Here is a 22,689-nt window from a genome sequence, read left to right on the forward strand (position 1 = left end):
GCGCGGCAGAAGGTAAAGGCATGAGCAGTCAGAGAAATCAGTCACAGGTGCGCAAACGCCGGGTGTTCTACATCCCCGGTTATGACCCGATGCCGCCGCGACGATATCGCGAGCTTTACCGAACCGAGTCGCAAGCGCAGGCCCGGATTTCGGGATATGAGATCGCCATGGCTCCCAAGTCCGCGGAGGGTCTGTTCGGCTGGTCCGTGACGTCCATTCAGGACGGTGCGTCCGTCGAGACAGAGATCGAAGTACTGGTCTGGTCAGACATCGTGCGCGACAGCATGTCCGCGTCGATCCCTGCCACCTATGCGCAGTTGGCCCACACGGCGTGGATATACATTTCGACCGGTGCTTTGTGGCGCCTGATGCGGTTGCGCAAAGGCCCGGTGATTGCGGCGCTCTATCCGGTGGCGATGTTGGTGTCTCAGCTGCTGGTTGCGTTTGCAGTCGTGTGGGCATCCGTGGCGACGGCTGGCTGGTGGGGTCTGTTTCCGGGTATCGCCGTTGCGGTTGCGCTGATGCTGTGGTTCCGCAAGATCGACAACCGGTTGTTTGCCTACTACCTGATGCATGATTACGCCTATTCCGCACAGTTAAAGGGGGAAACTCCGCGCAAACTGAAAGACAGGCTGGCCGCATTCCGCAAAGCGATTGAAGCCGCGCTGATATCCGGTGTGGATGAGGTTCTGGTGGTGGGCCACAGTTCGGGTGCGCATCTGGGGGTGTCTGTTCTGGCCGACCTGATCCGCGACAGGGCGGTGCCGCAACAAGGGGCAGAGTTGTCCTTTCTCAGCCTGGGACAGGTGATGCCTATGGTGTCCTTTCTGCCAAATGCGCATGGCCTTCGGTCCGACCTTCAGTTCCTTTCCTCCAGTTCAGCCGTCACATGGGTCGATGTCTCGGCCCCCGGGGATGGCTGTGCATTTGCGCTGTGTGATCCGGTGGCCGTTACAGGGGTGGCCGGGAAGGAGAAACGGTGGCCGCTTGTCCTGTCGGCAGCCTTTACCCAAACCCTGGCGCCTGAACGTTGGAAAGCCCTGCGCTGGCGGTTTTTCCGGCTGCATTTTCAATACCTTTGCGCATTCGATAAGCCGGGTCTGTACGACTATTTTCGGATAACAGCAGGCCCTTTGACGCTGAAACAGCGTTTCCGAGGACGTGCCCCCTCACGCAGCCGGATTGAGACGCCTGTGTCCAAATACACTTCGGTTCGCCCATGATCCCGCCCAAGCCCCAGCCGCGCGCAGACAAGGTTTCCCTATTGCGTTACCTGAAACTGTTTCGTCAGGATCTGCTGTCTGCACAGCCAGCGCGCCTTTATCGCGCGTGGATGGCCGAATTCAGGACACCCTTCTTCCGGTCCTTCCTGATCAATCAGCCGGACCTGATTGACACCGTCCTCAGGAAAAGACCCGAAGATTTTCCTAAATCGGGCCGGATCAGCGAAGGCCTGCGCCCCTTGCTTGGAAATTCGGTGTTCCTAACCAATAGAGAGACGTGGAAACGACAGCGGCGCATCATTGACCCGGCATTTGAAGGCGGGCGGCTGAAAGACACGTTTCCTGCCATGCTGGCCGCGGCAGACGCTTGTGTTGAGCGGTTGCGCCCCCATGTCGGCAAACAGATCGAAGTCGAAGAACAGACAAGCCACGCCGCAGCGGATGTGATTTTTCGCACCTTGTTTTCGGTGCCAATCGACCACGCCATAGCTAGCAAGGTGTTTGAAAAGTTCCGCAACTACCAGCGCGAACAACCTTTGCTGAACCTTGCAGCCTTCGTTCCGCTGCCCAAATGGATGCCTCGGTTTCACTCCCGGACGACACGGAAAAACGCCGAAGACATTCGTAACCTGATCACTGACCTGACCCATGAGCGGGCCGAGGCGATCAAGGCCGGAACCGCCCCCGATGATCTGGCAACCAAGATCATGACAACCGCTGATCCTGAAACCGGCCAGTTTTTCGGGCCCGAGGAAATGGTCGATCAGGTCGCGATCTTCTTTCTGGCAGGCCATGAAACCAGCGCATCGGCTCTGGCGTGGACATTGTACCTGCTGGCAATTTATCCCGAGTGGCAGGAAAGGATTGCTGACGAAGCTGCCGCTCTGGACGATCCGACCTTTGCCTCGGTTTCCAAACTCAAGATCAGCCGCGACGTGTTTCGCGAGGCACTGCGCCTTTACCCACCAGTTCCCATGATGGTGCGAGAGGTCACGTGCCCACACCAGTTCCGAAACAGAGACGTTCCGAAAAGGTCACAAATCGTCATCAGCCCCTGGCATCTGCACCGTCACGAACGGTTATGGGAAAACCCCGACGGCTTTGACCCCACCCGCTGGAACAGTGAAAACGGCAAAACATGCCAGCGTAAGGCATATATCCCATTTTCCGCAGGTCCCCGCGTCTGTACCGGGGCCGGGTTTGCCATGGTCGAAGGGCCGCTGATCCTGTCGATGCTGGTGCGGAATTTCAAATTCGAAACAATCAGCGGCAAAACGCCGGTTCCGGTGGCCCATCTGACCGTTCGATCCAGGGATGGCATATGGTTGCGGCTGGTTGAGCGCTAACAAACTACCATCGGTCCTGACTGTGATGTATGCGGGGGAAGACATCGGAATCATCATTGAACGGGAAAACATTATGGCCAAAGCAGAACAGCGCGCGCAGATGATCAACGGCGCAGGCTTTATCGCGGCATTGGATCAAAGCGGCGGCTCGACCCCGAAAGCTCTGGCGTTGTACGGCGTTGACGCGTCGACCTACGGCTCGGACGCTGAGATGTTCGGCGAAATTCAAAAGATGCGCGCGCGGATCATTCTGGCAAATGACTTCACCAAAGACAAAGTCATCGGTGCGATCCTGTTCGAACGCACCCTTGGTGAAGAGATCGAGGGCCGCAAAGTCGCTGATTACCTCTGGTCGGTCAAAGGAATCGTGCCATTCCTGAAAATCGACAAGGGCCTTGAGGATCAGGCCAACGGTGTTCAGTTGATGAAACCGATCCCCGGTCTGGCCGACACGCTGGCTAAGGCAGAAGGCGTGTTCGGTACCAAAGAACGTTCGGTCATCCACGAGGCCAATGCCGAAGGCATCGCGGCCGTGGTTGGCCAGCAATTCGACGTTGCCCGTGAAGTGACTGACGCCGGAATGGTTCCGATCGTCGAGCCTGAGGTCAACATTCATTCAGAAACCAAGGCTGAGGCCGAGGAGATTCTGAAAGCTGAAATCCTGAAGAACCTCGACCAGCTGGGTGAGGGGCAGGAGGTCATGCTGAAGCTGACGATCCCGACACAGGCAAACCTGTATGACGAACTGGCCGACCATCCTCGCGTTCTGCGCGTTGTTGCGCTGTCAGGTGGGTATTCGACCGAAGAGGCCTGCGACCTGTTGGGGCAAAACGGCAAGATGATTGCGTCTTTCTCGCGCGCACTGACCGAAGGTCTCTCGAAACAGCAGTCGGACGCCGATTTCAACGCCGCCTTGGGCGGCAATATCGACAAGATCTTCAAAGCCTCTGTCTGATCCTCAGACAGGTTTCGTGAAAGAGCGGCGCAACTGTGCCGCTTTTTTTCTGCTGATACAGCCTTTGGCATGGTCATTGACCAGCCCCATGGCCTGCATGAACGCAAACACCGTCGTGGGACCAACAAATTTCCAGCCCCGTTTCTTGAGGTCCTTCGACATTGCCACCGACTCGGGCGATGTGGATGTCGATTGTGGCGGCGGCGGGGTTTCCGCCTCATACCGCCAGACATAAGCCGCCAGCGATCCTTCCGATGCCACCAGTTCCTGCACGCGGCGGGCGTTGTTGATCACCGCCTCGATCTTGCCCCGGTGGCGAATGATCCCATCATTTTGCAGCAGACGTTCAACATCGGCTTCAGAGAACTCGGCCATCTTGTTGAAATCAAACCCGTAAAACGCTTCTCGGAAATTCTCGCGCTTGTTCAGGATCGTGCGCCAGCTAAGACCCGACTGAAAGCTTTCCAGGCACAGTTTCTCGAACAGTCGCTGGTCATCCGAGACCGGAAAGCCCCATTCGGTGTCATGATAGTCAAAGAATTCCGGCGCCGCCTGGCACCAGGAACACCGAGGTTGACCGTCAGGTCCCAATACCGTGTTTCCCATGAGTGTACCCCTTTTGTTCCTTGGGGACGTTACACCCAACAGCCAAGATCTGACAAGCGTTAAACCTTGTCTCGGTACCAGTTCAGAATAAACACGCGAATAGCCGAGGCCAATCCGGTTTCCGGGTCGCGGTCAACATCAATTTGCGCGGCCAGTGCATTGATTGGCTGATCTTTTTCTTTCGCAATGTCGCGAAATGCCCGCCAAAACTCATCTTCAAGCGAGACAGATGTCCGGTGTCCTTTGAGGGTCAATGAACGTTTTACCGGGCGGCCGCTCATTCATCCAGCTCGTGATTGTCAAGGTCACGCCTCTGCTTGTCCTGCTGAAGCCTGACGATTGTTTTCTCGGACTTGGTGCGCCCAAAGGCGACGGCATTCTGGTCTGCGCGGGCCTTCTTTTCGGCCCGCGCCTTTTCTTTTCGATACCGGTTCAGGTTGACCGGCTTGCCCATCAGTCTTTCGGGCCGATCATCTGTTCGGGGCGCACAACGGCATCAAAGGTTGCCTCGTCCACAAACCCCAGCGCAATGGCTTCTTCCTTGAGGGTTGTGCCGTTCTTATGCGCGGTCTTGGCGACCGTGGTGGCGTTGTCATAGCCGATGGTCGGGGCCAGCGCCGTCACCAGCATCAGCGATTCCTTCATCAGCTTGTCGATGCGCGGCTCATTGGCCTTGATGCCCAGCAACATCCGCTCGGTAAAGCTGTCGGCGGCGTCGCCCAGCAACTGGATGGATTGCAACAGGTTGTAGGACATCATCGGGTTATAGACGTTCAGCTCGAAATGGCCCTGACTGCCTGCAAAATTCATCGCGGCGTTGTTGCCCATCACGTGCGCAGCAACCTGTGTCAGAGCCTCGGCCTGGGTCGGGTTCACCTTGCCGGGCATGATGGACGAGCCGGGCTCGTTCTCGGGCAGGATCAGTTCGCCAAGCCCCGAACGCGGACCAGAGCCCAGGAAACGGATGTCGTTGGCAATCTTGTAACAGCTGCCCGCGATGGTCGCCAAAGCCCCGGACATAAAGACCATGGCGTCATGGGCGGCCAGCGCTTCGAACTTGTTCGGCGCGGTCACGAAGGGCAGGCCGGTGATCTGCGCCATATGGCCCGCAACCGCTTCGCACCAACCGTTTTGGGTGTTCAGGCCGGTGCCTACGGCGGTGCCGCCTTGCGCCAGTTCGTAGATGCCGGGCAGCGCTGCGTGAACGCGTGCAATCCCCTGACGAATCTGGTGGGCATAACCGCTGAATTCCTGCCCCAGTGTCAGAGGCGTTGCATCCTGCGTATGAGTCCGGCCGATCTTGATGATGTCCTTGAACTCATCAGCCTTCTGCTCAAGACCAGAGGCCAGTTTTTCAAGCCCAGGCAAAAGGACGTCACGAACACTCATCGCTGTGGCGATGTGCATCGCGGTGGGAAAGGTGTCATTCGACGACTGACCCATGTTGCAGTGATCGTTCGGATGCACGGGGTCTTTTGAACCGATGACACCGCCCAGAATTTCGATGGCGCGGTTCGCGATGACCTCGTTCGAGTTCATGTTCGACTGGGTGCCGGAACCCGTCTGCCAAACAACCAGCGGAAAGTTGTCGTCAAACTGGCCTTCGATCACCTCACCCGCGGCCTGAATGATGGCATCGGCAATCCTGGCATCCAGCTTGCCGGTCGCTTTGTTTTCCATCGCGCAGGCTTGCTTGATCACGCCCAGCGCACGCACAATGGCAATGGGTTGTTTTTCCCAACCGATCGGGAAGTTCATGATCGAACGCTGCGTTTGCGCGCCCCAATACTTGTCGGCAGGAACCTCGAGCGGGCCAAAGCTGTCGGATTCGGTGCGGGTCTGAGACATCTGTCACTCCGTCTGGTATGCTGTTGTATGCCGTTTAGCCGCAGCCAAGCCGTGACGCAATCGGCCAGTTGCGCGCACCTTAAACCCAAGGGCGTCAAAGGTATAGGCGTGGGGTGCGTCACTTTAATTGTAATCGTCGGGGAATGTGCCATTGTGCGCGGCCCCCTCTCAGCTACAATAGGTTCGTAGCCGCCTTGGAGGACAAGATGTCAAATTTCCATCGCATTACGCTTGAAAAAGCGATCGTGTTATTTGCTGTCTGTGCTTTGTGGCTGTCTGTTCTGGGCGCACCTGCGCGTGCCGCAGACATAACTCCGTTCCTGGGGGATTATGTGGGTTCGGCAAATGTCGTGGATGCGGACGGAACCTCAACCCCGCGGGATATGAGCGTTTCTATTTTCGAAACCAAGAACGGGTTCAACGTCAGCTGGCAAACCACGACCTATAAGCTGGACGGGCGGGTAAAAGAACAGCAGTTTTCCATCGACTTCGTGCCCTCGGACCGCCCGGATGTGTTTTCAGCCGCGATGAAGCGCAACGTATTTGGTCATGAGGTCCCGCTGGATCCGATGAAAGGTGAACCCTTTGTCTGGGGGCGTATCGAAGGCGAAACGCTGACGGTGTTTTCGTTGTTCATCGACGTGGACGGCGGATATGAACTGCAGCAGTTCGATCGAACATTGGCCGAGGACGGGCTGAACCTGTCATTCTCGCGCTTCATAGACGGTCAGAAATCCCGCTCTGTCGAAACATTTCTGATGAAACGCTGAACCCCGCGCCCTGCGGGGCTCAAAGGCTTATTTGCGGAAGCTGTCCAGCGACACGACATCGGCGTCGTGATGCGCCTGTTCTTCCTCTTCGACTTCGATCAAGTCATCTGCAACATAATCGTCCTCATCTTCGTCATCGGGGCTTTCGAACCGCAGTCCAAACTCCACCGATGGATCGACAAAAGTCTTGATCGCGCCATAAGGAATATAGAGCGGCTCCGGCGCGTCCCCGAAATTAAGGGTAATGGCGAATCCGTTCTCTCCGACCTCGAGGTTTTCAAACCAGTGCTGCATGACGATTGTCATTTCTTCCGGATACCGGTCGCGCAGCCAATCGGCGATATCCACGCCTTCTTCGCGTGTGTCGAAGGTAATGAAAAAGTGATGCGCTCCGGGCAGACCGGATTTCGATACATCCGTCAGCACAGTCTTGATAAGCCCGCGCATGGCGGTGTGCATCAGGTTGCCATAGTCGATGCCTTGCGACATGTGTCATCCTCAAAAGTGGTTAAGCTCAGCATAGGGGTTTTGTTCGGAAACGAAAGGGCAGGTATGATCGGATTGATCAGATATTATGCGCAACCAGCCCTGCCAGTGACATCAGAACCAACACTTTTCCGATCCCCAATTTTAGTCGAAATATCAATATTCCAGCAATAAAGGTTAACGCAAGCGCCGGGATGTCGAGCGAAGACACTTGGGGCACGGGTATTGCCGCCGGACCCAAATTCATGTCTGGCACCGATTCGAAAAGAACATTCAGGGCAAACCACACGGAAAGGTTGAGAATCACTCCGACAACAGCGGCGGTGATACCGTGAAGGGCGGCAGACAGGCGGGGACGTGTGGCCAGACGGTCAAGGTAAGGGGCCGTCAGGAAAATCCACAAAAAGCAGGGCACAAACGTTGCCCATAGCGCAACAGCGCCCGCAGCAAGCGCCAGTGAGAATCCACCGTTGATCTGTCCCGCCAGCATGGCGACAAACTGTGTAACCAGTATCAATGGCCCAGGGGTGGTTTCTGCCAGCCCCAATCCGTCGATCATCTGGTCTGCACTGATCCAGTGGTACTGATCCACAACCGTTTGCGACATATAGGCCAGAACGGCATAGGCGCCGCCAAAGGTCACAACAGCCAGACGGGCAAAGAACCACCCCAGATCGCTGAGCAGTTGATGGCCGCTGAGTGTTAACGCAACAAGCGGCCCCAGCCAAAGCGGCAACCAGACCGCTATCGTCCGGGCCGAACGGGCAAGGTGCGGCGTGTCCTGAACAGCGGTTGCCACAATGGATCCATTATAACGCAAATACCCCCACAGGGCTGCGATCAGAATGATCAGCGGGAAGGGCAGGTTGAACAGAAAGATTGACAGAAACGACAGGCCCGCGATGACACGATGTTCCGTATCCGTCAGCGCCTTACCTGACAGCTTGCGCAGGGCTTGCAGGACGATCACGATGACGGTCGCCTTGATGCCGGTAAATGCGGATTGCACCAGTGGAACGTCGCCAAATGCTGAATAAAGCGCAACCAGGGCAGTAATGACAAACGCCCCTGGTAAAACGAACAGGCTGCCCGCAATCAGCCCGCCCGCGACACCGCGCAAGCGCCAGCCTGCGTAGGTCGCCAATTGCATTGCCTCGGGACCGGGCAGCAACATGCACAAGGAAAGCGCACGCAGATAGGTCTGTTCATCCAGCCAGGGCCTGCGCTCGACCAACTCTTGATGCATCAGCGAGATCTGGGCAGCCGGGCCCCCAAATGACAACAGGCCGATCCGTCCGAATACCTTGAAAAGGTCCAGTGCCGTAGCTCTCATGCGCCATGACCCGATGGCCAGTCATGCTTTTCATCAAACCCGTCGCGTGCCCAGCGGAACAGGGCATCATAAAGGTGCAACCCGGCTTCAAGCTGAGCATGATCATCGCGATACTGGCGGGACAAACCGACCGAGAACGCCAGCAACCCAGCGGCTTCCGGGGCCAGATCATTCTGGTCGGTATCTGCAGCGCGAATGATCCGGGCCATACGCTCAAGCGCCTCGGTTCGCAGGTCAAATGCCCGGATCATCGTGTCAAATGTGCAGCCGCTGTCCCGATGCGTCCAAAATGTATTCGGAACGTCAAAGGGGGTGGCACCAAAGTGATCAGCGACTCCCTGAACTTCTTCCGACGCGACGAAAAGGAACCGTGCATTGCGATCAACAAACCGGCGGATCAGCCACGGGCAGGCGATACGGTCAATTTTGGGCCTTTGACGCGTAACCCACAATGTGCTGCCGTCAATGCGCGCCGGCAAAATCGATTGGGGGACCAACGGCGCCTCGCGCTGTTCGTGCCACCCTTCAAACCCGCCTTCCAGATGTTCGGCGTTTTTGCCCATCCCGCGCAGCCAGGACGACACCCCTTGGCTCAGCTTTTTTCCCTTGTGGCAGATAATTACACAAGGGTCGTCGCCAATCAGACGACTCATCGCGTCGATTTCCGTGTGCGGGCAGCGAATTGACCCCGGAATCAACCGCGGATCGTCGCTGAAATCCGCATCGGTGCGTATATCGATCAGAATCGGCGCCCGAGGCGTTCCGATTAACCGGCTCAATTGGGTCGGTGTGATGGCGTTAAGAGCAGCCATAGCATGTCTCCTTTAGTCATTCGGATCCATGCGAAGCTTGGGCTGACGCCTCACGGGGTGTTCGCAAGCTGACCCCCTGCATCAGTGCTACCGCGCAAGAACGTAGGGGGTCAAGTTTGCGTTTTGAACCGTCAGGCCCAGTCGAGCCGCTGACCGGTCATACACACGGGAAGGGTGTCGGCGGGAAACTGACCCATCTCTTCAAAGAACGAGATGAAATCGAAATGATTATACGCTTCGACCATCTTATTGTCCTTGAACCGGGCCATGACCTGACCGGTCACCTCCAAAGGGGCACCATTATCGGCCCGGCACGTCTGCACATGCAGGATGGCGGATACCCAATCGCCATTCTCGATGATCTTGGGCAAATCCACTTTGATATCCCCCAAGACATGACGAAAAGCCGTTACGAGGTCCCGAAAATCGTCTGCACCCACCTGCATTTCGGGGATCAGCCCCTCGGCCATGGTTTCGGGCGCAAAGAACTGATCGATTGCCTCGGTGTTTCCGTTTTCCCAAACCTCAGAATACCAGGATCTGAGTATCTCTGAATTCGTCATCTCAACGCTCCTGTCCAACTGCGAACACGATGGCAAAAAGGAATGAACAAACTCTGAATCTGCGCAAAGGCGGCATAAATATCAGACATATTGGGGGGGGAGTGCAGGTTTCTGTTGCCAGGTACCTGCGAACCCCGCCTTACGCGGCTAGGCGCAAGGACTTAAGTTTCGGTCTTGTTACTGCTTACGCAGCAACTGCAACCGGAGCACGATTGTCGTTTGCAATTGTACTGTTTTCGCCGGTAACGGTGGCAGACAGCCGAGACAAAGCTTACCCCTTTAGACGTTCGTCGATCCTGTTTCGGCCCCGTGATCCTCAAACGAAGGATTTTGGTGGAGCCGCCGGGTACCGCCCCCGGGTCCGATCCGCTTATTACGAGCGCGTTTATGTCCATAGTCCCGAAGGACACCTCATATATAGGTGAGGAGAGCTGCGGATGCAAACCCGGATTGCACATCTTTGTTAGCTTTAATTACAGAGCGTTACGCGGCCCTATTGAAGTTTGCGGCGATCAACCATATCGCCAGAACCAGTTCGATTCCACCAAAAGTCGCTGCCTTCCAAAAAGGCGGGTTATCCAGCGCCAGTGACAGGAAGCGGCCCAATGCGGCACCGGCATAGACAATGCCCAGCATCGTGTAGGCCATCGGAGCATTCAGCCAGATGACAGCAATGCCCGAGACCACAAACAGCCCTCCGACCGAAGCGCGCAGCTCGCTCAGACCCATGGTGCTGTTGGTAGGCGCAAGATCCAGCGCGTTGGCGGTATGAACTGGCGCCAGAAAGCCGAACAGGCCAAAACCGATTGTCAGCAACGCGGCAATGACATTCAGGGTCGTGATCATCCGGGCCTCATTGAATTGTAATATCAGCACCTGAGGATAGTGTGTTGCGGCCCAAAGGAAAGCGATTAAACCGCCGACCACAGCCCCAAAAGACCAACTAAAACAAGGCTGAGCGCCCAGATGAGTTCCAGGTTGAACCAGCTGCGGGACAGGAAACGCAGCCCCAGCCAACGATAAACAGCGAAGGCCAGAAACCCTCCGCCCAGAACCATGGCGGCGGTATGCAAGGCCGCAACTCCCAGAACCAGCAGACCGTTTGTTGTCATGATTTTGGAGATCGCCTGATGACCGGCATCCAGTTCATCCAACTGGCACAGACCCAGATAGATCGGAACCAGCATAAGGGCGGCCCCGTGCGCAAGAGCCACCAGAAACGACCACAGCGCCAGTTTGCTGGGCGGTATGCGCGACAGAAAACGGGGGTGACGGCGGGTGATCGCAATGTAAAGCCCCATCGCGATGACAATCAACGCAGCCCCGATGCGGATTTCCCGTTGATAATCGACCAAAACGGCCATCAGGGCAAAGGGCAGAAGGACACCCAGCATGGCAACAAAATGCCCGCCGGCCAAAGCTGCCAGCGCGCGCCACAGGGCGGATTGGCGCTGCTCCATCAGGGCTGACGAAACCGCCAGCGGCCAGCCCATCCCGGGGTTCAGCCCGTGATACGCGCCGCTCAGAACAACGGCCAGCCAAAGGCCAGCCGTTGATGTCATCAGGATTTCCAATTCAGACCGAAGGGTAACAGAAACTGTCGGTTGAACAATCTCCGCCCTCCAGCCGGATTTGGTGGCTGCGATATCCTTTGGGAAAATCGACCCAGAACTTCGGATCCAAAACCAGCCCGCCATTGTAGCCGACATCCGCCTTGACCATGGCCGCACCGCCTTCTTCGGGATAGAACTGATCGTCCCACGTGGAATAAAGCGAATTGGTCCAATAGACGCGTTTACCATCGCGGCTGATCTCGACCATTTGCGGGCCATAGCCAAAGGTCTGACCGTTCGGATGTTTGGTCTTTTTGACAATCCCTCCGATTTCGACCTTCCCGGCAAGGGTCGGGTTCATCGGATCGGACACATCATATTGATGCATCTCACCGGTGCCCCAGCAGGCGACATAAAGGTATTTGTCATCCAGGCTCAGGTCGATATCGGTGACCAGTGGCGGTACAGCGGCAAACCCCTTGAGAAGATCAGGAAGATCATCAGGATCAGCGGGTTGCGGGTCGATGGTGATCGTTTTCTTGGCTTCGAACGTGCCGTCGTCATTGCGCCACCACGTAAAGATTGCGCCTTGCAGGTTGGTTGTATCAACGACAACGCCGCAGAACCCGTATTGTTTGACCGGGTCATGCGCGGGCCGGATTTCCAGCGCCATCTGGTGGTTTTCGCCCAGATCGATGGTTTGAATATTGGTCCGGTTGCGCAGGTTCCAGAAATGGATGCGGTGACCGTATTTGTTCGAAAGCAGATCTTCGGCCACCAGCCCGTTTTCAAATTGCGGGGGAAGGCCCCATTCGGAACTGACCATGTAATCGCGCGGCAGATTCCACCAGAAATCATAGTGCTTGTCCTGCACGCCGCGCTCGATCTCATAGCGCCCGATGATCTCGAAGGTTTCACAATCCATAATGAAAATACCCGGAGGGCCATCGGTGCCGTCCGCGCCGCCGCCGCCCAGCGTGCTGACATAGATGCCTTCCGGCCCGCAATGGATCGTGTGCGGTCGTGAATACCCTGTTTTGTCAAAGACTTCCTCGGGCTCGATGATCTTATGAATCTTCGCCTCAAGCGGGTTCTTTACATCGATGATATATATCCGGCTGGAACGGATGCCGGGGATAATCAGATAGCGTCGTTCCAGAAAGGCATGACCGCTGAGCGGAGACAGCGACGAGGAACAGGCATTCCAACCGAAATGGTGAAACTCGTCGCCTTTTTCGGGCATGATCACCTGGTGCACGATCTTCCCGAAATCGGCCGAGGTCGGATCGACATTCACAACTGCCAGCCCGTCGGGTTGCGAAAAATCGGGGCTGAGCATCAGCGTGAATGCAAGCGTTTCAGCGGGGCCTTCCATCGCCAGCTTGGCCGACGGATAAAAGGTTGGGTCCGGTCTTTTGTTCATAACGTCCTCCCGTAAATCATTGTCATTCAATTCTTATTGAGAGTTCCGGTCTTGATGCCGGATGACATTCTGCCTGCTCGACCTCTGCCTTTAAAGTATGTTTCCGTTTAAGCCTTCAGGCCGGTTTACGTTTGCGTTCAGCCACATCGTGGGCCAGCTGCTGTGTGTAATGTTCCAGATCGACCAGCGTGGCGTCGACGGTATCTGCGTCTCTGGCCTCAAGCGCGTCTGCAATTCTGGTGTGCAATGCGATGATTTCTTCGCGCGAACGTGCCGTGAAGGTAATCATGTTCATCAAAGGCTGCATCGCCTCGACCGCGCCAGCCAGTTGATAGGACAGGACCGGGTTGTCGGCCCCGTCCACCAAGGCCCTGTGGAAGGTGACGTCTGATGCACAAAACGCCTCATCCGTCAGACCGGGCTGGGACTGGCGAAAGATTTCCGCCCGCATCGTGGCAAGCTGATCCGCTGTTCGTCTCTGGGCAGACAGGGGGGCACAGGCCCGCTCCAGCGCATAGCGGGCCTCGCAGGCCGTATCAAAGCTGACAGCGTTCATCGACAGCAGCAGGGTCGAGGTCGTGATCTGCTGCGAATAGGCATCTTCGAAACTCAGACGGTTTACGAACGCACCTCCGGTTGCGCCACGCTGTGTGCGGATCAGGGATTGCGCCGCCAGTCGTTTCAAAGCCTCACGCACCGTTGGGCGCGAAACTTGAAATTGCTCGGAAAGTTCCGCTTCCGAGGGCAGGCGTGCATCCACGATCAACTCGCCTGAGACAATCGCGTCCCGGATGGCATGTGCAATCTGGGCAGACAGGTCGGCGGTTTTCCGAGGCGCGGTTTTCATGTTCAGAAGACCCTGAGCAAATTTTTATTTGTCTGACATTTAAAAGTCTGACATTTGAAAAGCAAGAGAGTTGAGTCGGGAGGCCGAAGTGAGTCGTACTTGGCTGCGCAGCGGAATGTGGCTGGGCTTTTATGTCCTGATCCTGTGGGCATGGTGGGTCATGTTCGCGATGGGCCGCGACATGGACCTGGACCTGATCGGTCGTCCGGGGCCTATGGGGCAGGCGATGGCTGCGATGGACCCGCGCATGGACATGTACATGCCGATGGCCGAGTTTGGCACGCTGTTCTGGATGTGGGCGATCATGATGGCCGCCATGATGCTGCCGACGCTTGTGCCAACCCTGCGCAGTTATGACGACCTGATCCGCAGTGCCAATGGCACCCGTGCCGGGTGGCTGGGTGTGCTTGCAGGGTATTCCTTGGTTTGGGTCGGGTTTGCGGCTGTGATCGCGGGAACGCAACTGGCTTTGCTGTTTGGTGGCGTGATCGACATGCTGGGCATTGCCAGATCCGGCTGGGTTGCGGGCGGGTTGATGATCGCGGTTGGCGCGTTTCAGTTCTCGCGCGCCAAAGAGGTCTGCCATGGCGTGTGCCACGCCCCGATGACCTATTTCCTGGGCCATTGGAAAACCGGATTTGCGGGCGGTGTTCGCATGGGGCTAGGCCTTGGTGCCTTCTGCGTCGGATGCTGCTGGGGTTTCATGGCGCTGGGTTTTGTGGGCGGCGTCATGAGCCTGTTGTGGATGGGTCTTGCGACCCTGTTCATGGTTTTGGAAAAACTTCCCCAGATCGGGCATGCTGTAACCCGACCGGTGGGAGTTGCATTGATTGCGGGCGGTCTTTTCCTGCTCGTCTACCCTATTAGCTACGGAGGATAAGCCAATGGCTAAGAACAGAAAACCAGATGCCGACCGGTTGCCCGTCAGCCAGCGTATCGACAGCCGTATGCCTAATCCCAAACGGCGCGAGATGAGCCCGACGGACTGGGCCATCAAGGGGGAGTTGATCCTGAACTGCTCGTGCGATGTGTTCTGTCCCTGCGTCGTTTCACTGGGCGCGCACCCTCCGACCGAAGGGCATTGTCATGCCTGGATGGGTATTATCGTTGATGAGGGCCATTACGAGGGCGAGGACCTGTCGGGTCTGAATGTCGGCCTGCTGGTCGATATTCCCGGACGGATGGGCGAAGGCCAGTGGAAAGTGGCGGCTTACGTAGATGAACGCGCCAGCGGCAAAGCCTACAACGGGCTGCTGCAAATCTTCAGCGGGCAGGCGGGCGGCACCACCGGTCTGTTCACCATGCTCGTCAGTGAAATCATCGGGGCCGAACGGGCGCCGGTTCAGATCGAGCGCGACGGCACCAAACGCCGCATCATGATCGGTCGCAAGATTCAGGGTGAGATCGAGATGTTGGCGGGCAAAGACCCCGAGCATCCCGTGATGGTTTCAAACTCAAAATACTGGATGGGACCGGACATCATCGTGGCGCGCGGCACCAAATCGAAAGTGCGCGACTACGGTCGCGTTTGGGATTTTGGTGGCAAGTCCGCTGAGATTTGCCCGATTGATTGGCACGGGCCCAAATGATGATCACAGGCGCGTTTGCGCAAGATGTGGCGCGCCAAAAACACTGGCAAAACTCGCAGTTGGCCGCGTTTCTGCATTAGCTGTCGCATCAGGAACTGACCTGTTTATCGGGCCAATCACCTGTTGCTTAGTCGTAAAAGAGGTCGATGTCACAATGCCTTACGAAAACTATGTGATCCATTTCTTCAACCATCAGACCCACCACCGGGGTCAAATGCGCAAGATGCTGACCGAAGTTGGGTCGCAAGCGCCCGTCAGCGATATCATTTTTATGCCCAAGGAGGTTTGAATGCCGCAGATTTCCGCCTCTCGCCGCTTGCGGCGCACACCGTTTTCAGAAGGGGTCGAGGCCGCAGGGGTCAAAGGATACACGGTTTATAACCGTATGCTGTTGCCCACGGTCTTCGAAAGCGTCCAAGCCGATTACCGGCACCTGAAATCCCACGTGCAGGTCTGGGATGTCGCATGCGAGCGGCAGATCGAGCTACGCGGACCGGACGCCGCGCGCCTGATGCAGATGCTGACCCCGCGCGATTTGCGGGGGATGTTGCCGTGGCAATGTTTCTATGTCCCCATCGTGGATGAAACCGGCGGTATGCTGAATGACCCGGTTGCGGTAAAACTGTCCGAAGACCGCTGGTGGATTTCAATCGCTGACAGCGATCTGTTGTTGTGGGTCAAGGGAATCGCCGTTGGATATCGTCTGGATGTGCTGGTGGACGAACCGGATGTGTCACCTCTTGCTGTTCAGGGTCCCAAAGCCGACGATCTGATGGCGCGTGTCTTTGGCGACCGGGTGCGCGACATCCGGTTCTTCAAATTCGATATGTTCCAGTTTGAAGGTCGCGATCTGGCTGTGGCGCGATCGGGTTATTCCAAACAAGGCGGGTTCGAGATTTATGTGGAAGGCAGCGATATCGGCATGCCCCTGTGGAACGCTCTGTTTGCAGCAGGGGAAGATTTGCAGGTGCGCGCCGGGTGCCCGAACCTGATCGAACGGATTGAAGGCGGTCTGCTGTCTTATGGCAATGACATGACCGACGACAACACCCCGCATGAGTGCGGTTTGGGCAAGTTCTGCAATACACATACCGCGATTGGCTGTATCGGCAGGGACGCGTTGCTGCGCGTGGCCAAGGAGGGGCCTGTTCAGCAAATCCGCCCCGTCGCCATTGCGGGCGATCCGGTGCCGGGCTGTGACCGACCATGGGGCCTTTACGCGGACAGCAAGCGTGTGGGGCAGGTGACCTCGGCCGCGTGGTCACCCGATTTCAACACCAACGTCGCCATTGGCATGGTACGCCTGAGCCATTGGGATTCGGGAACGGAGCTGGACGTGGAAACACCAGATGGAATGCGCCGCGCGACCGTGCAGTCACATTTCTGGATTTAAAGGGGATTTGGGGGCGCTGCCCCCGTCGCTGCGCGACTCCCCCGGGATATTTAGGGCCAGGTGAAGCAACGGGCCGGTTACAGAAACACGAAAGGAATTGAGAGATGTTCAATGCACTTGTGATGGACAAGGACGAAGAAAGCGGTTTGGCGAGCGCGTCGGTCAGGCAGCTTACGCTGGATGATCTGCCGCATGGCGACGTCACGGTCGCGGTTGAATATTCCACAGTGAACTACAAGGACGGTCTGTGTCTGTCCCCCAAGGGGGGCGGTTTGGTGCGGGCGTATCCGCATGTCCCCGGAATTGATTATGCCGGTACCGTCGAGGCATCTTACGACGCGCGTTACAAGCCCGGTGACAAGGTCGTTCTGACCGGGTGGCGGGTAGGTGAAGCGCACTGGGGTGGTTATTCGCAGAAAGCCAGTGCCAAAGCGGACTGGCTTGTGCCTCTGCCGGATGGGCTTGACGCCCGGCAAGCGATGGCTGTTGGGACTGCCGGGTTTACCGCGATGCTGGCCGTGATGGCGCTGGAGGATCACGGGCTGACCCCCGATCGCGGCCCAGTTCTGGTAACCGGGGCGGCCGGTGGTGTTGGGTCTGTGGCCACTGCCATTCTGGGCCATCTCGGGTATGAGGTGGCCGCCGTGACCGGGCGACCTGAAACCGGCGATTATCTGAAATCGCTGGGCGCAACGACAATAGTGCCCCGCGATGAGCTGAATGAGACAACCAAGCGCCCGCTGGAAAGTGAAACCTGGGCGGGCTGCGTGGATGCCGTGGGCGGTGCGATGCTGGCGCGTGTGCTTGGGCAAATGAAATACGGCTGTTCGGTTGCGGCCGTGGGTCTGGCGGGTGGCGCGGCGCTGCCTGCAACGGTGATTCCCTTCCTGTTGCGCGGCGTGAACCTTCTTGGCATCGACAGTGTGATGCAGCCTTATGAAAACCGGGTTCGTGCCTGGAAAAGGATTGCCACCGACCTGCCGATGGACAAGCTTGAGTCGATGGTTCAACCAGCGGCCTTGTCCGACCTTCCGCAACTGGGTGCCGATATCCTGAAAGGGCAGGTCAAAGGGCGCGTTGTTGTCGATGTGAATGCCTGAGCGCAGTTGACAGCCTAAACCCGATACGACGCCGTGTCGGGTTTTGCGCAGGCGCGTTTGGTACAAAATGATCGCAACACCTCTGGCCATTGGTACAAAACCGCCTCATGATTGCTATACATCCCAAATGTGATGGCGTAAGACCCATCCAAAGAGTACCTGAATACGGGGAGTGAGCAGCATGTCTGACGACTTCGAACTGGACACCGATGACCTGAAACGCCGTATGGATGGCGCAATGGCCAATCTGAGAACCGAATTTGCCTCGCTGAGAACCGGGCGCGCCTCGGCCTCGATGCTGGAACCTGTCATGGTCGACGCGTATGGCTCGATGACACCGATCAACCAGGTGGGCACCGTCAACGTGCCTGAGCCCCGCATGGTCACTATAAATGTGTGGGATAAGTCATTGGTCGGGAAGGTTGAAAAGGCCATTCGTGAAAGCGGCCTTGGCATCAACCCGCAGCTGAACGGCACCATCATCATGCTGCCGATTCCCGAGTTGAACGAAGAGCGTCGCCGTGAACTGGGCAAGGTCGCTGGCCAATATGCGGAAAGCGCCCGGATCGCGATCCGCAATGTGCGCCGGGACGGCATGGATCAGATCAAGAAGGCAAAAGCGGATGGTATGTCTGAAGACGACCAGAAGCTTTGGGAAAGCGAAGTGCAGGATCTCACGGATGCGATGATCAAGGCGGTCGATGCGGCGCTTGAAACCAAGCAAACTGAAATCATGCAGGTCTGATCTGGTCTGATGCCGAAAGATCCCCAAACCGATCCGGTCTGCGGCCCGCGCCACGTCGCTATCATCATGGATGGCAATGGCCGTTGGGCGCAGGCGCGTGGTCGCCCCAGGTTGTTTGGGCACCATGCCGGTGCGCGGCGTGTTCGCGAGGTTGTCGAGGCCTGCCCGCATCTGGGGATCAAGTACCTGACTGTATTTGCATTCTCGACCGAGAACTGGAAGCGAACGCAGGTTGAGGTGGCCGGGTTGATGAGCCTGTTTCGGCGCTACATCATCAAGGAGACACGGACCCTGGCGGACAATGGCATCCGGGTTCGGTTCATAGGTGATCGGGTAAGGTTGGATTCGAAACTGACCGAATTGATGGATTCACTGGAAGAGGAAACCAAGGACAACGACCTTGTTCATCTGACGGTCGCCCTGAACTATGGCGGTCGGGACGAGGTGGCGCGCGCGACCAAACGTCTTGCGCGGGATGTGGCCGACGGGCGGCTTAAACCCGATGATGTGGATGAAGAAACGTTACCTAAGTATCTGGATACACGCGTTCTTCCGGATCCTGACCTTGTCATTCGCACCAGTGGAGAAGCACGGATTTCGAACTTTCTGCTGTGGCAGTCCGCCTATTCCGAGTACGAATTCATAGATACCTTGTGGCCGGATTTCACCGCCGCAGAACTCGAACGGCTTTGTCGCAACTATGGGGCCAGAGAGCGTCGGTACGGGGCGGTTCTGGCATGAGTGATGGCCGGTGGTCTGATCTGACGAGCCGGGTCCTTTCTGCCGCCATTCTGGTTGCAATAGGGGCCATCGAAGTCTGGCTTGGCGGTCTCTGGTTCGAGGTCTTCATTGCGGCCGCTTGTGGCCTGATGACCTGGGAACTGGTTCGGATGATTGACCCTGAAAGCCAGGGTGTGGCCGTCCAGTTGGGCGTTCTGACTGCGTTTGCGGTTATCCTCAGCTACCACCTGCCGGCGCTATACACGCTCCCGGTCGTGCTTGCGCCAGCTTTGGTGGGCATGGGACAGATCAGCCGTTCGAAACCCTTGTACGGAATGTTCGCGGTCTGGATTGTTGCGGCTGGTCTGGGTTTCATTTCCATTCGCGAAAACTCGGGTTTTGGCTGGATGGTCTGGCTGATCGCGGTGGTGGTTGCCACCGATGTGGCGGGCTATTTTGTGGGTAAAATGGTCGGTGGACCCAAGTTCTGGCCAAAGGTCAGCCCTAAGAAAACATGGTCGGGAACGGCAGGCGGATGGGCTGCCGCGGCCTGTGTCGGTATCGCCTTTGCAAGCCACGCGGGTTTCGGGTTTGCCTTTGTTGTTGTTTCCGTTCTTGCATCAATGGCCAGTCAGGCGGGTGACATAATCGAAAGCGCGATCAAACGTAAATTCGGGGTCAAGGACAGTTCAAATCTGATCCCCGGCCATGGCGGCTTTCTGGATCGGTTCGACGGCATGATGGGGGCTGCGGTGTTTGTTCTGATGGCAGGGCTTCTGTACACGCCGGGTGAGATGTAATGCGACGGATTTCCGTTCTTGGGGCCACGGGTTCGATCGGGCAAAACACGCTTGATCTGATTTCGCGTAAACCCGAAGACTATGATGTGGTGGCCCTTACCGGCGGCGCAAATGTTCGACAACTTGCTGATGACGCTCGTCGGTTGCGTGCCGATCTGGCTGTCACGGCACATGAAGACAGGTTGGAGGACCTGCGCGCCGCCCTGTCGGGCAGTGGGGTCGAAGCGGCGGCCGGGGCGCGTGCGATCGCCGAGGCCGCAGCGCGCCCGGCGGATTGGGTCATGTCAGCCATCGTCGGAGCAGCGGGCCTTGCGCCTGGGATCGAAACCCTGAAACAAGGGACAACACTGGCCTTGGCCAACAAGGAAACATTGGTCTGCGCAGGATCATTGGTTCTGGACACTGCAAAAAACCATGGCGCGCGTTTGCTTCCTGTCGACAGTGAACATTCGGCGGTGTTTCAGGCATTGGTTGGTGAAGATATCGACGCTGTCGAGAGGGTGATTATCACCGCAAGTGGCGGAGCGTTCCGCGATTGGCCGCTGAAAGATCTGGCAAATGCCACCGTCGAACAAGCGTCCAGCCATCCGAATTGGGATATGGGCCAGCGGATCACGATCGACAGTGCCTCGATGTTCAACAAGGCGCTGGAAGTTATAGAAACAAAAGAATATTTCGGAGTTTCCCCGGACCAGATCGAAGTTTTGGTTCATCCCGAATCCATTGTCCATGCAATGGTCGGGTTTCGGGATGGCGCGATGATGGCACATATGGGCGCCCCCGATATGCGCCACGCCATTGGGTATGCGTTGCACTGGCCCGACAGGCAGGAGCTGCCGGTTCAGCGGCTGGACCTGGCAAAGCTGGGACAGCTGCGCTTTAACGAACCGGATCTGACACGCTATCCAGCCCTGAAACTCGCCTGGGACGTGATGCAGCGTGGTGGGCTGGCTGGCGCAATATTCAATGCCGCCAAGGAACGCGCGCTGGATCACTTCATTGCGGGCCGGATCGGCTTTCTTGATATGGCGGATGCCGTTTCTGCCGTATTGGACAGGTTTGACGCAACGGGCGGCCTTATTGATGCCCCGATGACACTTGATAACGTGCAGCTAACCGACCATCTGGCACGTCAGTGGGTCGATAACACTGTGATGGAACGAGCAGGATAGAAATTTGGACGTACTTTCGCTGATCCCGCAATTCGGCAATCTGCTGTGGACGATTGTTGCCTTTGTTATTGCGCTGTCGGTCATTGTGGCCGTGCATGAATATGGCCATTACATTGTGGGCCGGTGGTCTGGTATCCATGCCGAAGTCTTTTCGCTCGGGTTTGGGCCGGTGCTTTGGAGCCGCAAGGATAAGCGCGGAACCAAGTGGCAGATCGCAGCGTTGCCTTTTGGTGGATACGTGAAATTTCTGGGCGATGCCAATGCGGCCTCGGGCAAGGATGAAGAGGCGATGGAAGACATCGCGATCCAAAATCCTGAGGAATTGCGCCGCACCATGCACGGCGCCCCGCTATGGGCACGAGCCGCCACTGTTGCCGCTGGCCCGGCCTTTAACTTTGCTATGTCAATTCTCGTTTTTGGCCTGATCTTCTGGTCGCAGGGCGTTTCGCGCGAACCCCTGACCGTTGGCGCGTTGCAGCCTTTGGCGGGCACCGTGCAGGAGTTACGCGAAGGCGATGTGATCACGGCTATCGCCGGTCGTCCGACACCGGACTATGACGAAGAAGTCGCATGGAAGGAGTTTATCGACGACCTGCCTGTTCAACCGGTTCTGGATTATTCTGTGATCCGGGATGGTGAACCCCTTGAGGTTCAGGCCCCATGGATGTTCCCGCCGCTGATCCGTCAGGTTGCCCCGCGCAGCGCGGCGATGGATATCCAGCTTAAGCAAGGGGACGTCATCACCTCGGTCAACGGTGAACCGATCTTTGCTTTCGATCAGCTAAAGGATCATGTCGAAGGATCGGACGGTCGCGTCTTACTGCTTGAGGTCTGGCGGGATGGGTCCGAGTTGGAATTTGCCCTTGCGCCGCGGCGCACGGATGAGCCCCAGCCTGATGGTGGCTTTGTCACGCATTGGCGCATTGGAATCGTCGGTGGCATGATGCTGGAGCCGGCAACCGTACCGGCCGGGCTTTTCGATTCCTTTTGGGGCGGTGTCATCCAGACTGGTCGCATCATCGAAGGGTCCTTGTCCGGCATGTGGCACATGGTGACGGGCGCAATCAGTACCTGCAACATCTCAGGGCCAATCGGAATTGCCGAAACCTCGGGGGCAATGGCCAGCCAGGGGGCGCAGAACTTTATCTTTTTCATCGCTGTCCTGTCGACGGCGGTCGGGTTGTTGAACCTGTTTCCCATTCCTGCATTGGATGGTGGGCATCTGGTCTTCTACGCCTACGAGGCCATCGCAGGGAAACCACCCAGCGACCGGGCGTTGCGTGTGCTCATGGGCATTGGAATTGCGATCATCCTGACGCTGATGCTGTTTTCGGTCAGCAACGACCTGTTCTGCTGAATGTGGCGGCTGGAGCAAATTCCAGCCGCATTCCCGCCATATTTCGAC

At 57.2% G+C, this 22,689-nt stretch carries 26 protein-coding genes and 1 other RNA gene; 14 read left to right on the forward strand and 13 right to left on the reverse strand.

Going from position 1 to position 22,689, the window contains the following annotated elements; all coding sequences use genetic code 11:
- The first annotated feature begins 20 nt into the window (after window positions 1-20).
- The 3 genes from ACR0BZ_RS03960 to ACR0BZ_RS03970 all read left to right on the forward strand — a co-directional run bounded on the left by ACR0BZ_RS03960 (window position 21) and on the right by ACR0BZ_RS03970 (window position 3,524).
- Window positions 21-1,223, forward strand: a complete 1,203-nt coding sequence (locus ACR0BZ_RS03960) for a hypothetical protein (protein ID WP_480919512.1) — start codon at window positions 21-23, stop codon at window positions 1,221-1,223.
- Window positions 1,220-2,569: a cytochrome P450 gene (locus ACR0BZ_RS03965; RefSeq protein ID WP_480919513.1), complete on the forward strand. Its 1,350-nt coding sequence runs from the start codon at window positions 1,220-1,222 to the stop codon at window positions 2,567-2,569. Before ACR0BZ_RS03960 ends, ACR0BZ_RS03965 begins: the two co-directional genes overlap by 4 nt.
- Window positions 2,570-2,642: 73 nt before the next feature.
- On the forward strand, window positions 2,643-3,524 hold the full coding sequence (locus ACR0BZ_RS03970) for a fructose bisphosphate aldolase (RefSeq protein ID WP_480830977.1): 882 nt from the start codon (window positions 2,643-2,645) through the stop codon (window positions 3,522-3,524).
- Window positions 3,525-3,527: 3 nt separating this feature from the next.
- Here the strand turns inward: ACR0BZ_RS03970 and ACR0BZ_RS03975 are convergent, their stop codons facing one another.
- The 4 genes from ACR0BZ_RS03975 to fumC are packed head-to-tail and all read right to left on the reverse strand — an operon-like array spanning window position 3,528 to window position 5,978.
- Window positions 3,528-4,130: a DNA-3-methyladenine glycosylase I gene (locus ACR0BZ_RS03975; RefSeq protein ID WP_480830975.1), complete on the reverse strand. Its 603-nt coding sequence runs from the start codon at window positions 4,128-4,130 to the stop codon at window positions 3,528-3,530.
- 59 nt (window positions 4,131-4,189) lie between these two features.
- Window positions 4,190-4,411 (reverse strand): ribbon-helix-helix domain-containing protein, encoded by a 222-nt coding sequence (locus tag ACR0BZ_RS03980; RefSeq protein WP_209504003.1) that lies wholly within the window; start codon window positions 4,409-4,411, stop codon window positions 4,190-4,192.
- A complete protein-coding gene (locus tag ACR0BZ_RS03985; protein ID WP_480481060.1) occupies window positions 4,408-4,584 on the reverse strand; it encodes a DUF4169 family protein in 177 nt (58 codons plus the stop codon). The genes ACR0BZ_RS03980 and ACR0BZ_RS03985 overlap by 4 nt, the downstream gene beginning before the upstream one ends.
- Complete coding sequence (gene fumC, locus ACR0BZ_RS03990; protein WP_480919514.1) at window positions 4,584-5,978, reverse strand: class II fumarate hydratase; 1,395 nt, start codon at window positions 5,976-5,978, stop codon at window positions 4,584-4,586. The genes ACR0BZ_RS03985 and fumC overlap by 1 nt, the downstream gene beginning before the upstream one ends.
- Before the next feature lie 206 nt (window positions 5,979-6,184).
- Here fumC and ACR0BZ_RS03995 point away from each other — a divergent pair, with 206 nt between their 5' ends.
- Window positions 6,185-6,748, forward strand: coding sequence for a hypothetical protein (locus tag ACR0BZ_RS03995; protein ID WP_480919515.1), 564 nt, complete (start codon window positions 6,185-6,187; stop codon window positions 6,746-6,748).
- Between the two features lie 27 nt (window positions 6,749-6,775).
- On the opposite strand, the gene ACR0BZ_RS04000 is transcribed toward ACR0BZ_RS03995, so the two are convergent.
- The 9 genes from ACR0BZ_RS04000 to ACR0BZ_RS04040 all read right to left on the reverse strand — a co-directional run bounded on the left by ACR0BZ_RS04000 (window position 6,776) and on the right by ACR0BZ_RS04040 (window position 13,765).
- The gene (locus ACR0BZ_RS04000; RefSeq protein WP_480919516.1) at window positions 6,776-7,237 is read right to left on the reverse strand and encodes an SspB family protein; all 462 of its coding nucleotides are present in this window, start codon (window positions 7,235-7,237) and stop codon (window positions 6,776-6,778) included.
- Between the two features lie 76 nt (window positions 7,238-7,313).
- Window positions 7,314-8,567 (reverse strand): chromate efflux transporter, encoded by a 1,254-nt coding sequence (chrA, locus tag ACR0BZ_RS04005; RefSeq protein WP_480919517.1) that lies wholly within the window; start codon window positions 8,565-8,567, stop codon window positions 7,314-7,316.
- Window positions 8,564-9,379 carry a chromate resistance protein ChrB domain-containing protein gene (locus tag ACR0BZ_RS04010; RefSeq protein WP_480919518.1) on the reverse strand — a complete coding sequence of 272 codons (816 nt, stop codon included), beginning with the start codon at window positions 9,377-9,379 and terminating at the stop codon, window positions 8,564-8,566. Before ACR0BZ_RS04010 ends, chrA begins: the two co-directional genes overlap by 4 nt.
- Before the next feature lie 131 nt (window positions 9,380-9,510).
- Entirely contained in the window at window positions 9,511-9,942 is a 432-nt protein-coding gene (locus ACR0BZ_RS04015) for an ester cyclase (RefSeq protein WP_267364373.1), read from the reverse strand.
- A 100-nt stretch (window positions 9,943-10,042) separates the two neighbouring features.
- Window positions 10,043-10,389: a transfer-messenger RNA gene (gene ssrA / locus ACR0BZ_RS04020) on the reverse strand.
- A gap of 36 nt (window positions 10,390-10,425) precedes the next feature.
- Window positions 10,426-10,788 carry a DUF4345 family protein gene (locus tag ACR0BZ_RS04025; protein WP_480919519.1) on the reverse strand — a complete coding sequence of 121 codons (363 nt, stop codon included), beginning with the start codon at window positions 10,786-10,788 and terminating at the stop codon, window positions 10,426-10,428.
- A gap of 65 nt (window positions 10,789-10,853) precedes the next feature.
- Window positions 10,854-11,504 (reverse strand): hypothetical protein, encoded by a 651-nt coding sequence (locus tag ACR0BZ_RS04030; RefSeq protein ID WP_480485707.1) that lies wholly within the window; start codon window positions 11,502-11,504, stop codon window positions 10,854-10,856.
- Between the two features lie 13 nt (window positions 11,505-11,517).
- Window positions 11,518-12,918: a selenium-binding protein SBP56-related protein gene (locus ACR0BZ_RS04035; protein WP_480919520.1), complete on the reverse strand. Its 1,401-nt coding sequence runs from the start codon at window positions 12,916-12,918 to the stop codon at window positions 11,518-11,520.
- Window positions 12,919-13,033: 115 nt separating this feature from the next.
- Window positions 13,034-13,765: a FadR/GntR family transcriptional regulator gene (locus ACR0BZ_RS04040; RefSeq protein WP_480564863.1), complete on the reverse strand. Its 732-nt coding sequence runs from the start codon at window positions 13,763-13,765 to the stop codon at window positions 13,034-13,036.
- A 115-nt stretch (window positions 13,766-13,880) separates the two neighbouring features.
- Between ACR0BZ_RS04040 and ACR0BZ_RS04045 the strand changes: the two genes are divergently transcribed.
- The 10 genes from ACR0BZ_RS04045 to rseP all read left to right on the forward strand — a co-directional run bounded on the left by ACR0BZ_RS04045 (window position 13,881) and on the right by rseP (window position 22,641).
- A complete protein-coding gene (locus tag ACR0BZ_RS04045) occupies window positions 13,881-14,645 on the forward strand; it encodes a DUF2182 domain-containing protein (protein ID WP_480545815.1) in 765 nt (254 codons plus the stop codon).
- Window positions 14,646-14,649: 4 nt separating this feature from the next.
- Window positions 14,650-15,354, forward strand: a complete 705-nt coding sequence (locus ACR0BZ_RS04050; protein WP_209596177.1) for a DUF1326 domain-containing protein — start codon at window positions 14,650-14,652, stop codon at window positions 15,352-15,354.
- 154 nt (window positions 15,355-15,508) lie between these two features.
- A complete protein-coding gene (locus ACR0BZ_RS04055) occupies window positions 15,509-15,643 on the forward strand; it encodes a DinB family protein (protein ID WP_480564860.1) in 135 nt (44 codons plus the stop codon).
- Complete coding sequence (locus ACR0BZ_RS04060; protein ID WP_480919521.1) at window positions 15,644-16,747, forward strand: dimethylsulfoniopropionate demethylase; 1,104 nt, start codon at window positions 15,644-15,646, stop codon at window positions 16,745-16,747.
- A 104-nt stretch (window positions 16,748-16,851) separates the two neighbouring features.
- Window positions 16,852-17,847 (forward strand): acryloyl-CoA reductase, encoded by a 996-nt coding sequence (acuI, locus tag ACR0BZ_RS04065; protein WP_480919522.1) that lies wholly within the window; start codon window positions 16,852-16,854, stop codon window positions 17,845-17,847.
- 181 nt (window positions 17,848-18,028) lie between these two features.
- Complete coding sequence (gene frr, locus ACR0BZ_RS04070; RefSeq protein WP_480481034.1) at window positions 18,029-18,592, forward strand: ribosome recycling factor; 564 nt, start codon at window positions 18,029-18,031, stop codon at window positions 18,590-18,592.
- Between the two features lie 9 nt (window positions 18,593-18,601).
- Window positions 18,602-19,333, forward strand: coding sequence for an isoprenyl transferase (locus tag ACR0BZ_RS04075; protein WP_480919523.1), 732 nt, complete (start codon window positions 18,602-18,604; stop codon window positions 19,331-19,333).
- On the forward strand, window positions 19,330-20,112 hold the full coding sequence (locus ACR0BZ_RS04080) for a phosphatidate cytidylyltransferase (protein WP_480919524.1): 783 nt from the start codon (window positions 19,330-19,332) through the stop codon (window positions 20,110-20,112). The genes ACR0BZ_RS04075 and ACR0BZ_RS04080 overlap by 4 nt, the downstream gene beginning before the upstream one ends.
- On the forward strand, window positions 20,112-21,284 hold the full coding sequence (gene dxr / locus ACR0BZ_RS04085; RefSeq protein WP_480919525.1) for a 1-deoxy-D-xylulose-5-phosphate reductoisomerase: 1,173 nt from the start codon (window positions 20,112-20,114) through the stop codon (window positions 21,282-21,284). Before ACR0BZ_RS04080 ends, dxr begins: the two co-directional genes overlap by 1 nt.
- A gap of 4 nt (window positions 21,285-21,288) precedes the next feature.
- Window positions 21,289-22,641: an RIP metalloprotease RseP gene (rseP, locus tag ACR0BZ_RS04090; RefSeq protein WP_480919526.1), complete on the forward strand. Its 1,353-nt coding sequence runs from the start codon at window positions 21,289-21,291 to the stop codon at window positions 22,639-22,641.
- Window positions 22,642-22,689: the final 48 nt, after the last annotated feature.

The organism is Ruegeria sp. P8 (genome assembly GCF_056534665.1).

What these genes read in the sequence shown, in the direction of transcription:
- ACR0BZ_RS03985 (WP_480481060.1), bottom strand. Translation starts at nt 4,584, where the DNA reads ATGGGCAAGCCGGTCAACCTGAACCGGTATCGAAAAGAAAAGGCGCGG.
- ACR0BZ_RS03995 (WP_480919515.1), top strand. Translation starts at nt 6,185, where the DNA reads ATGTCAAATTTCCATCGCATTACGCTTGAAAAAGCGATCGTGTTATTT.
- ACR0BZ_RS03960 (WP_480919512.1), top strand. Translation starts at nt 21, where the DNA reads ATGAGCAGTCAGAGAAATCAGTCACAGGTGCGCAAACGCCGGGTGTTC.
- ACR0BZ_RS04000 (WP_480919516.1), bottom strand. Translation starts at nt 7,237, where the DNA reads ATGTCGCAAGGCATCGACTATGGCAACCTGATGCACACCGCCATGCGC.
- ACR0BZ_RS03980 (WP_209504003.1), bottom strand. Translation starts at nt 4,411, where the DNA reads ATGAGCGGCCGCCCGGTAAAACGTTCATTGACCCTCAAAGGACACCGG.
- ACR0BZ_RS04015 (WP_267364373.1), bottom strand. Translation starts at nt 9,942, where the DNA reads ATGACGAATTCAGAGATACTCAGATCCTGGTATTCTGAGGTTTGGGAA.
- ACR0BZ_RS03965 (WP_480919513.1), top strand. Translation starts at nt 1,220, where the DNA reads ATGATCCCGCCCAAGCCCCAGCCGCGCGCAGACAAGGTTTCCCTATTG.
- ACR0BZ_RS04010 (WP_480919518.1), bottom strand. Translation starts at nt 9,379, where the DNA reads ATGGCTGCTCTTAACGCCATCACACCGACCCAATTGAGCCGGTTAATC.
- dxr (WP_480919525.1), top strand. Translation starts at nt 20,112, where the DNA reads ATGCGACGGATTTCCGTTCTTGGGGCCACGGGTTCGATCGGGCAAAAC.
- ACR0BZ_RS04030 (WP_480485707.1), bottom strand. Translation starts at nt 11,504, where the DNA reads ATGACATCAACGGCTGGCCTTTGGCTGGCCGTTGTTCTGAGCGGCGCG.
- ACR0BZ_RS03970 (WP_480830977.1), top strand. Translation starts at nt 2,643, where the DNA reads ATGGCCAAAGCAGAACAGCGCGCGCAGATGATCAACGGCGCAGGCTTT.
- ACR0BZ_RS04080 (WP_480919524.1), top strand. Translation starts at nt 19,330, where the DNA reads ATGAGTGATGGCCGGTGGTCTGATCTGACGAGCCGGGTCCTTTCTGCC.
- ACR0BZ_RS04060 (WP_480919521.1), top strand. Translation starts at nt 15,644, where the DNA reads ATGCCGCAGATTTCCGCCTCTCGCCGCTTGCGGCGCACACCGTTTTCA.
- ACR0BZ_RS04035 (WP_480919520.1), bottom strand. Translation starts at nt 12,918, where the DNA reads ATGAACAAAAGACCGGACCCAACCTTTTATCCGTCGGCCAAGCTGGCG.
- ACR0BZ_RS04075 (WP_480919523.1), top strand. Translation starts at nt 18,602, where the DNA reads ATGCCGAAAGATCCCCAAACCGATCCGGTCTGCGGCCCGCGCCACGTC.
- ACR0BZ_RS04040 (WP_480564863.1), bottom strand. Translation starts at nt 13,765, where the DNA reads ATGAAAACCGCGCCTCGGAAAACCGCCGACCTGTCTGCCCAGATTGCA.
- chrA (WP_480919517.1), bottom strand. Translation starts at nt 8,567, where the DNA reads ATGAGAGCTACGGCACTGGACCTTTTCAAGGTATTCGGACGGATCGGC.
- ACR0BZ_RS04050 (WP_209596177.1), top strand. Translation starts at nt 14,650, where the DNA reads ATGGCTAAGAACAGAAAACCAGATGCCGACCGGTTGCCCGTCAGCCAG.
- ACR0BZ_RS04055 (WP_480564860.1), top strand. Translation starts at nt 15,509, where the DNA reads ATGCCTTACGAAAACTATGTGATCCATTTCTTCAACCATCAGACCCAC.
- ACR0BZ_RS04045 (WP_480545815.1), top strand. Translation starts at nt 13,881, where the DNA reads ATGTGGCTGGGCTTTTATGTCCTGATCCTGTGGGCATGGTGGGTCATG.
- ACR0BZ_RS04025 (WP_480919519.1), bottom strand. Translation starts at nt 10,788, where the DNA reads ATGATCACGACCCTGAATGTCATTGCCGCGTTGCTGACAATCGGTTTT.
- ACR0BZ_RS03975 (WP_480830975.1), bottom strand. Translation starts at nt 4,130, where the DNA reads ATGGGAAACACGGTATTGGGACCTGACGGTCAACCTCGGTGTTCCTGG.
- acuI (WP_480919522.1), top strand. Translation starts at nt 16,852, where the DNA reads ATGTTCAATGCACTTGTGATGGACAAGGACGAAGAAAGCGGTTTGGCG.
- frr (WP_480481034.1), top strand. Translation starts at nt 18,029, where the DNA reads ATGTCTGACGACTTCGAACTGGACACCGATGACCTGAAACGCCGTATG.
- fumC (WP_480919514.1), bottom strand. Translation starts at nt 5,978, where the DNA reads ATGTCTCAGACCCGCACCGAATCCGACAGCTTTGGCCCGCTCGAGGTT.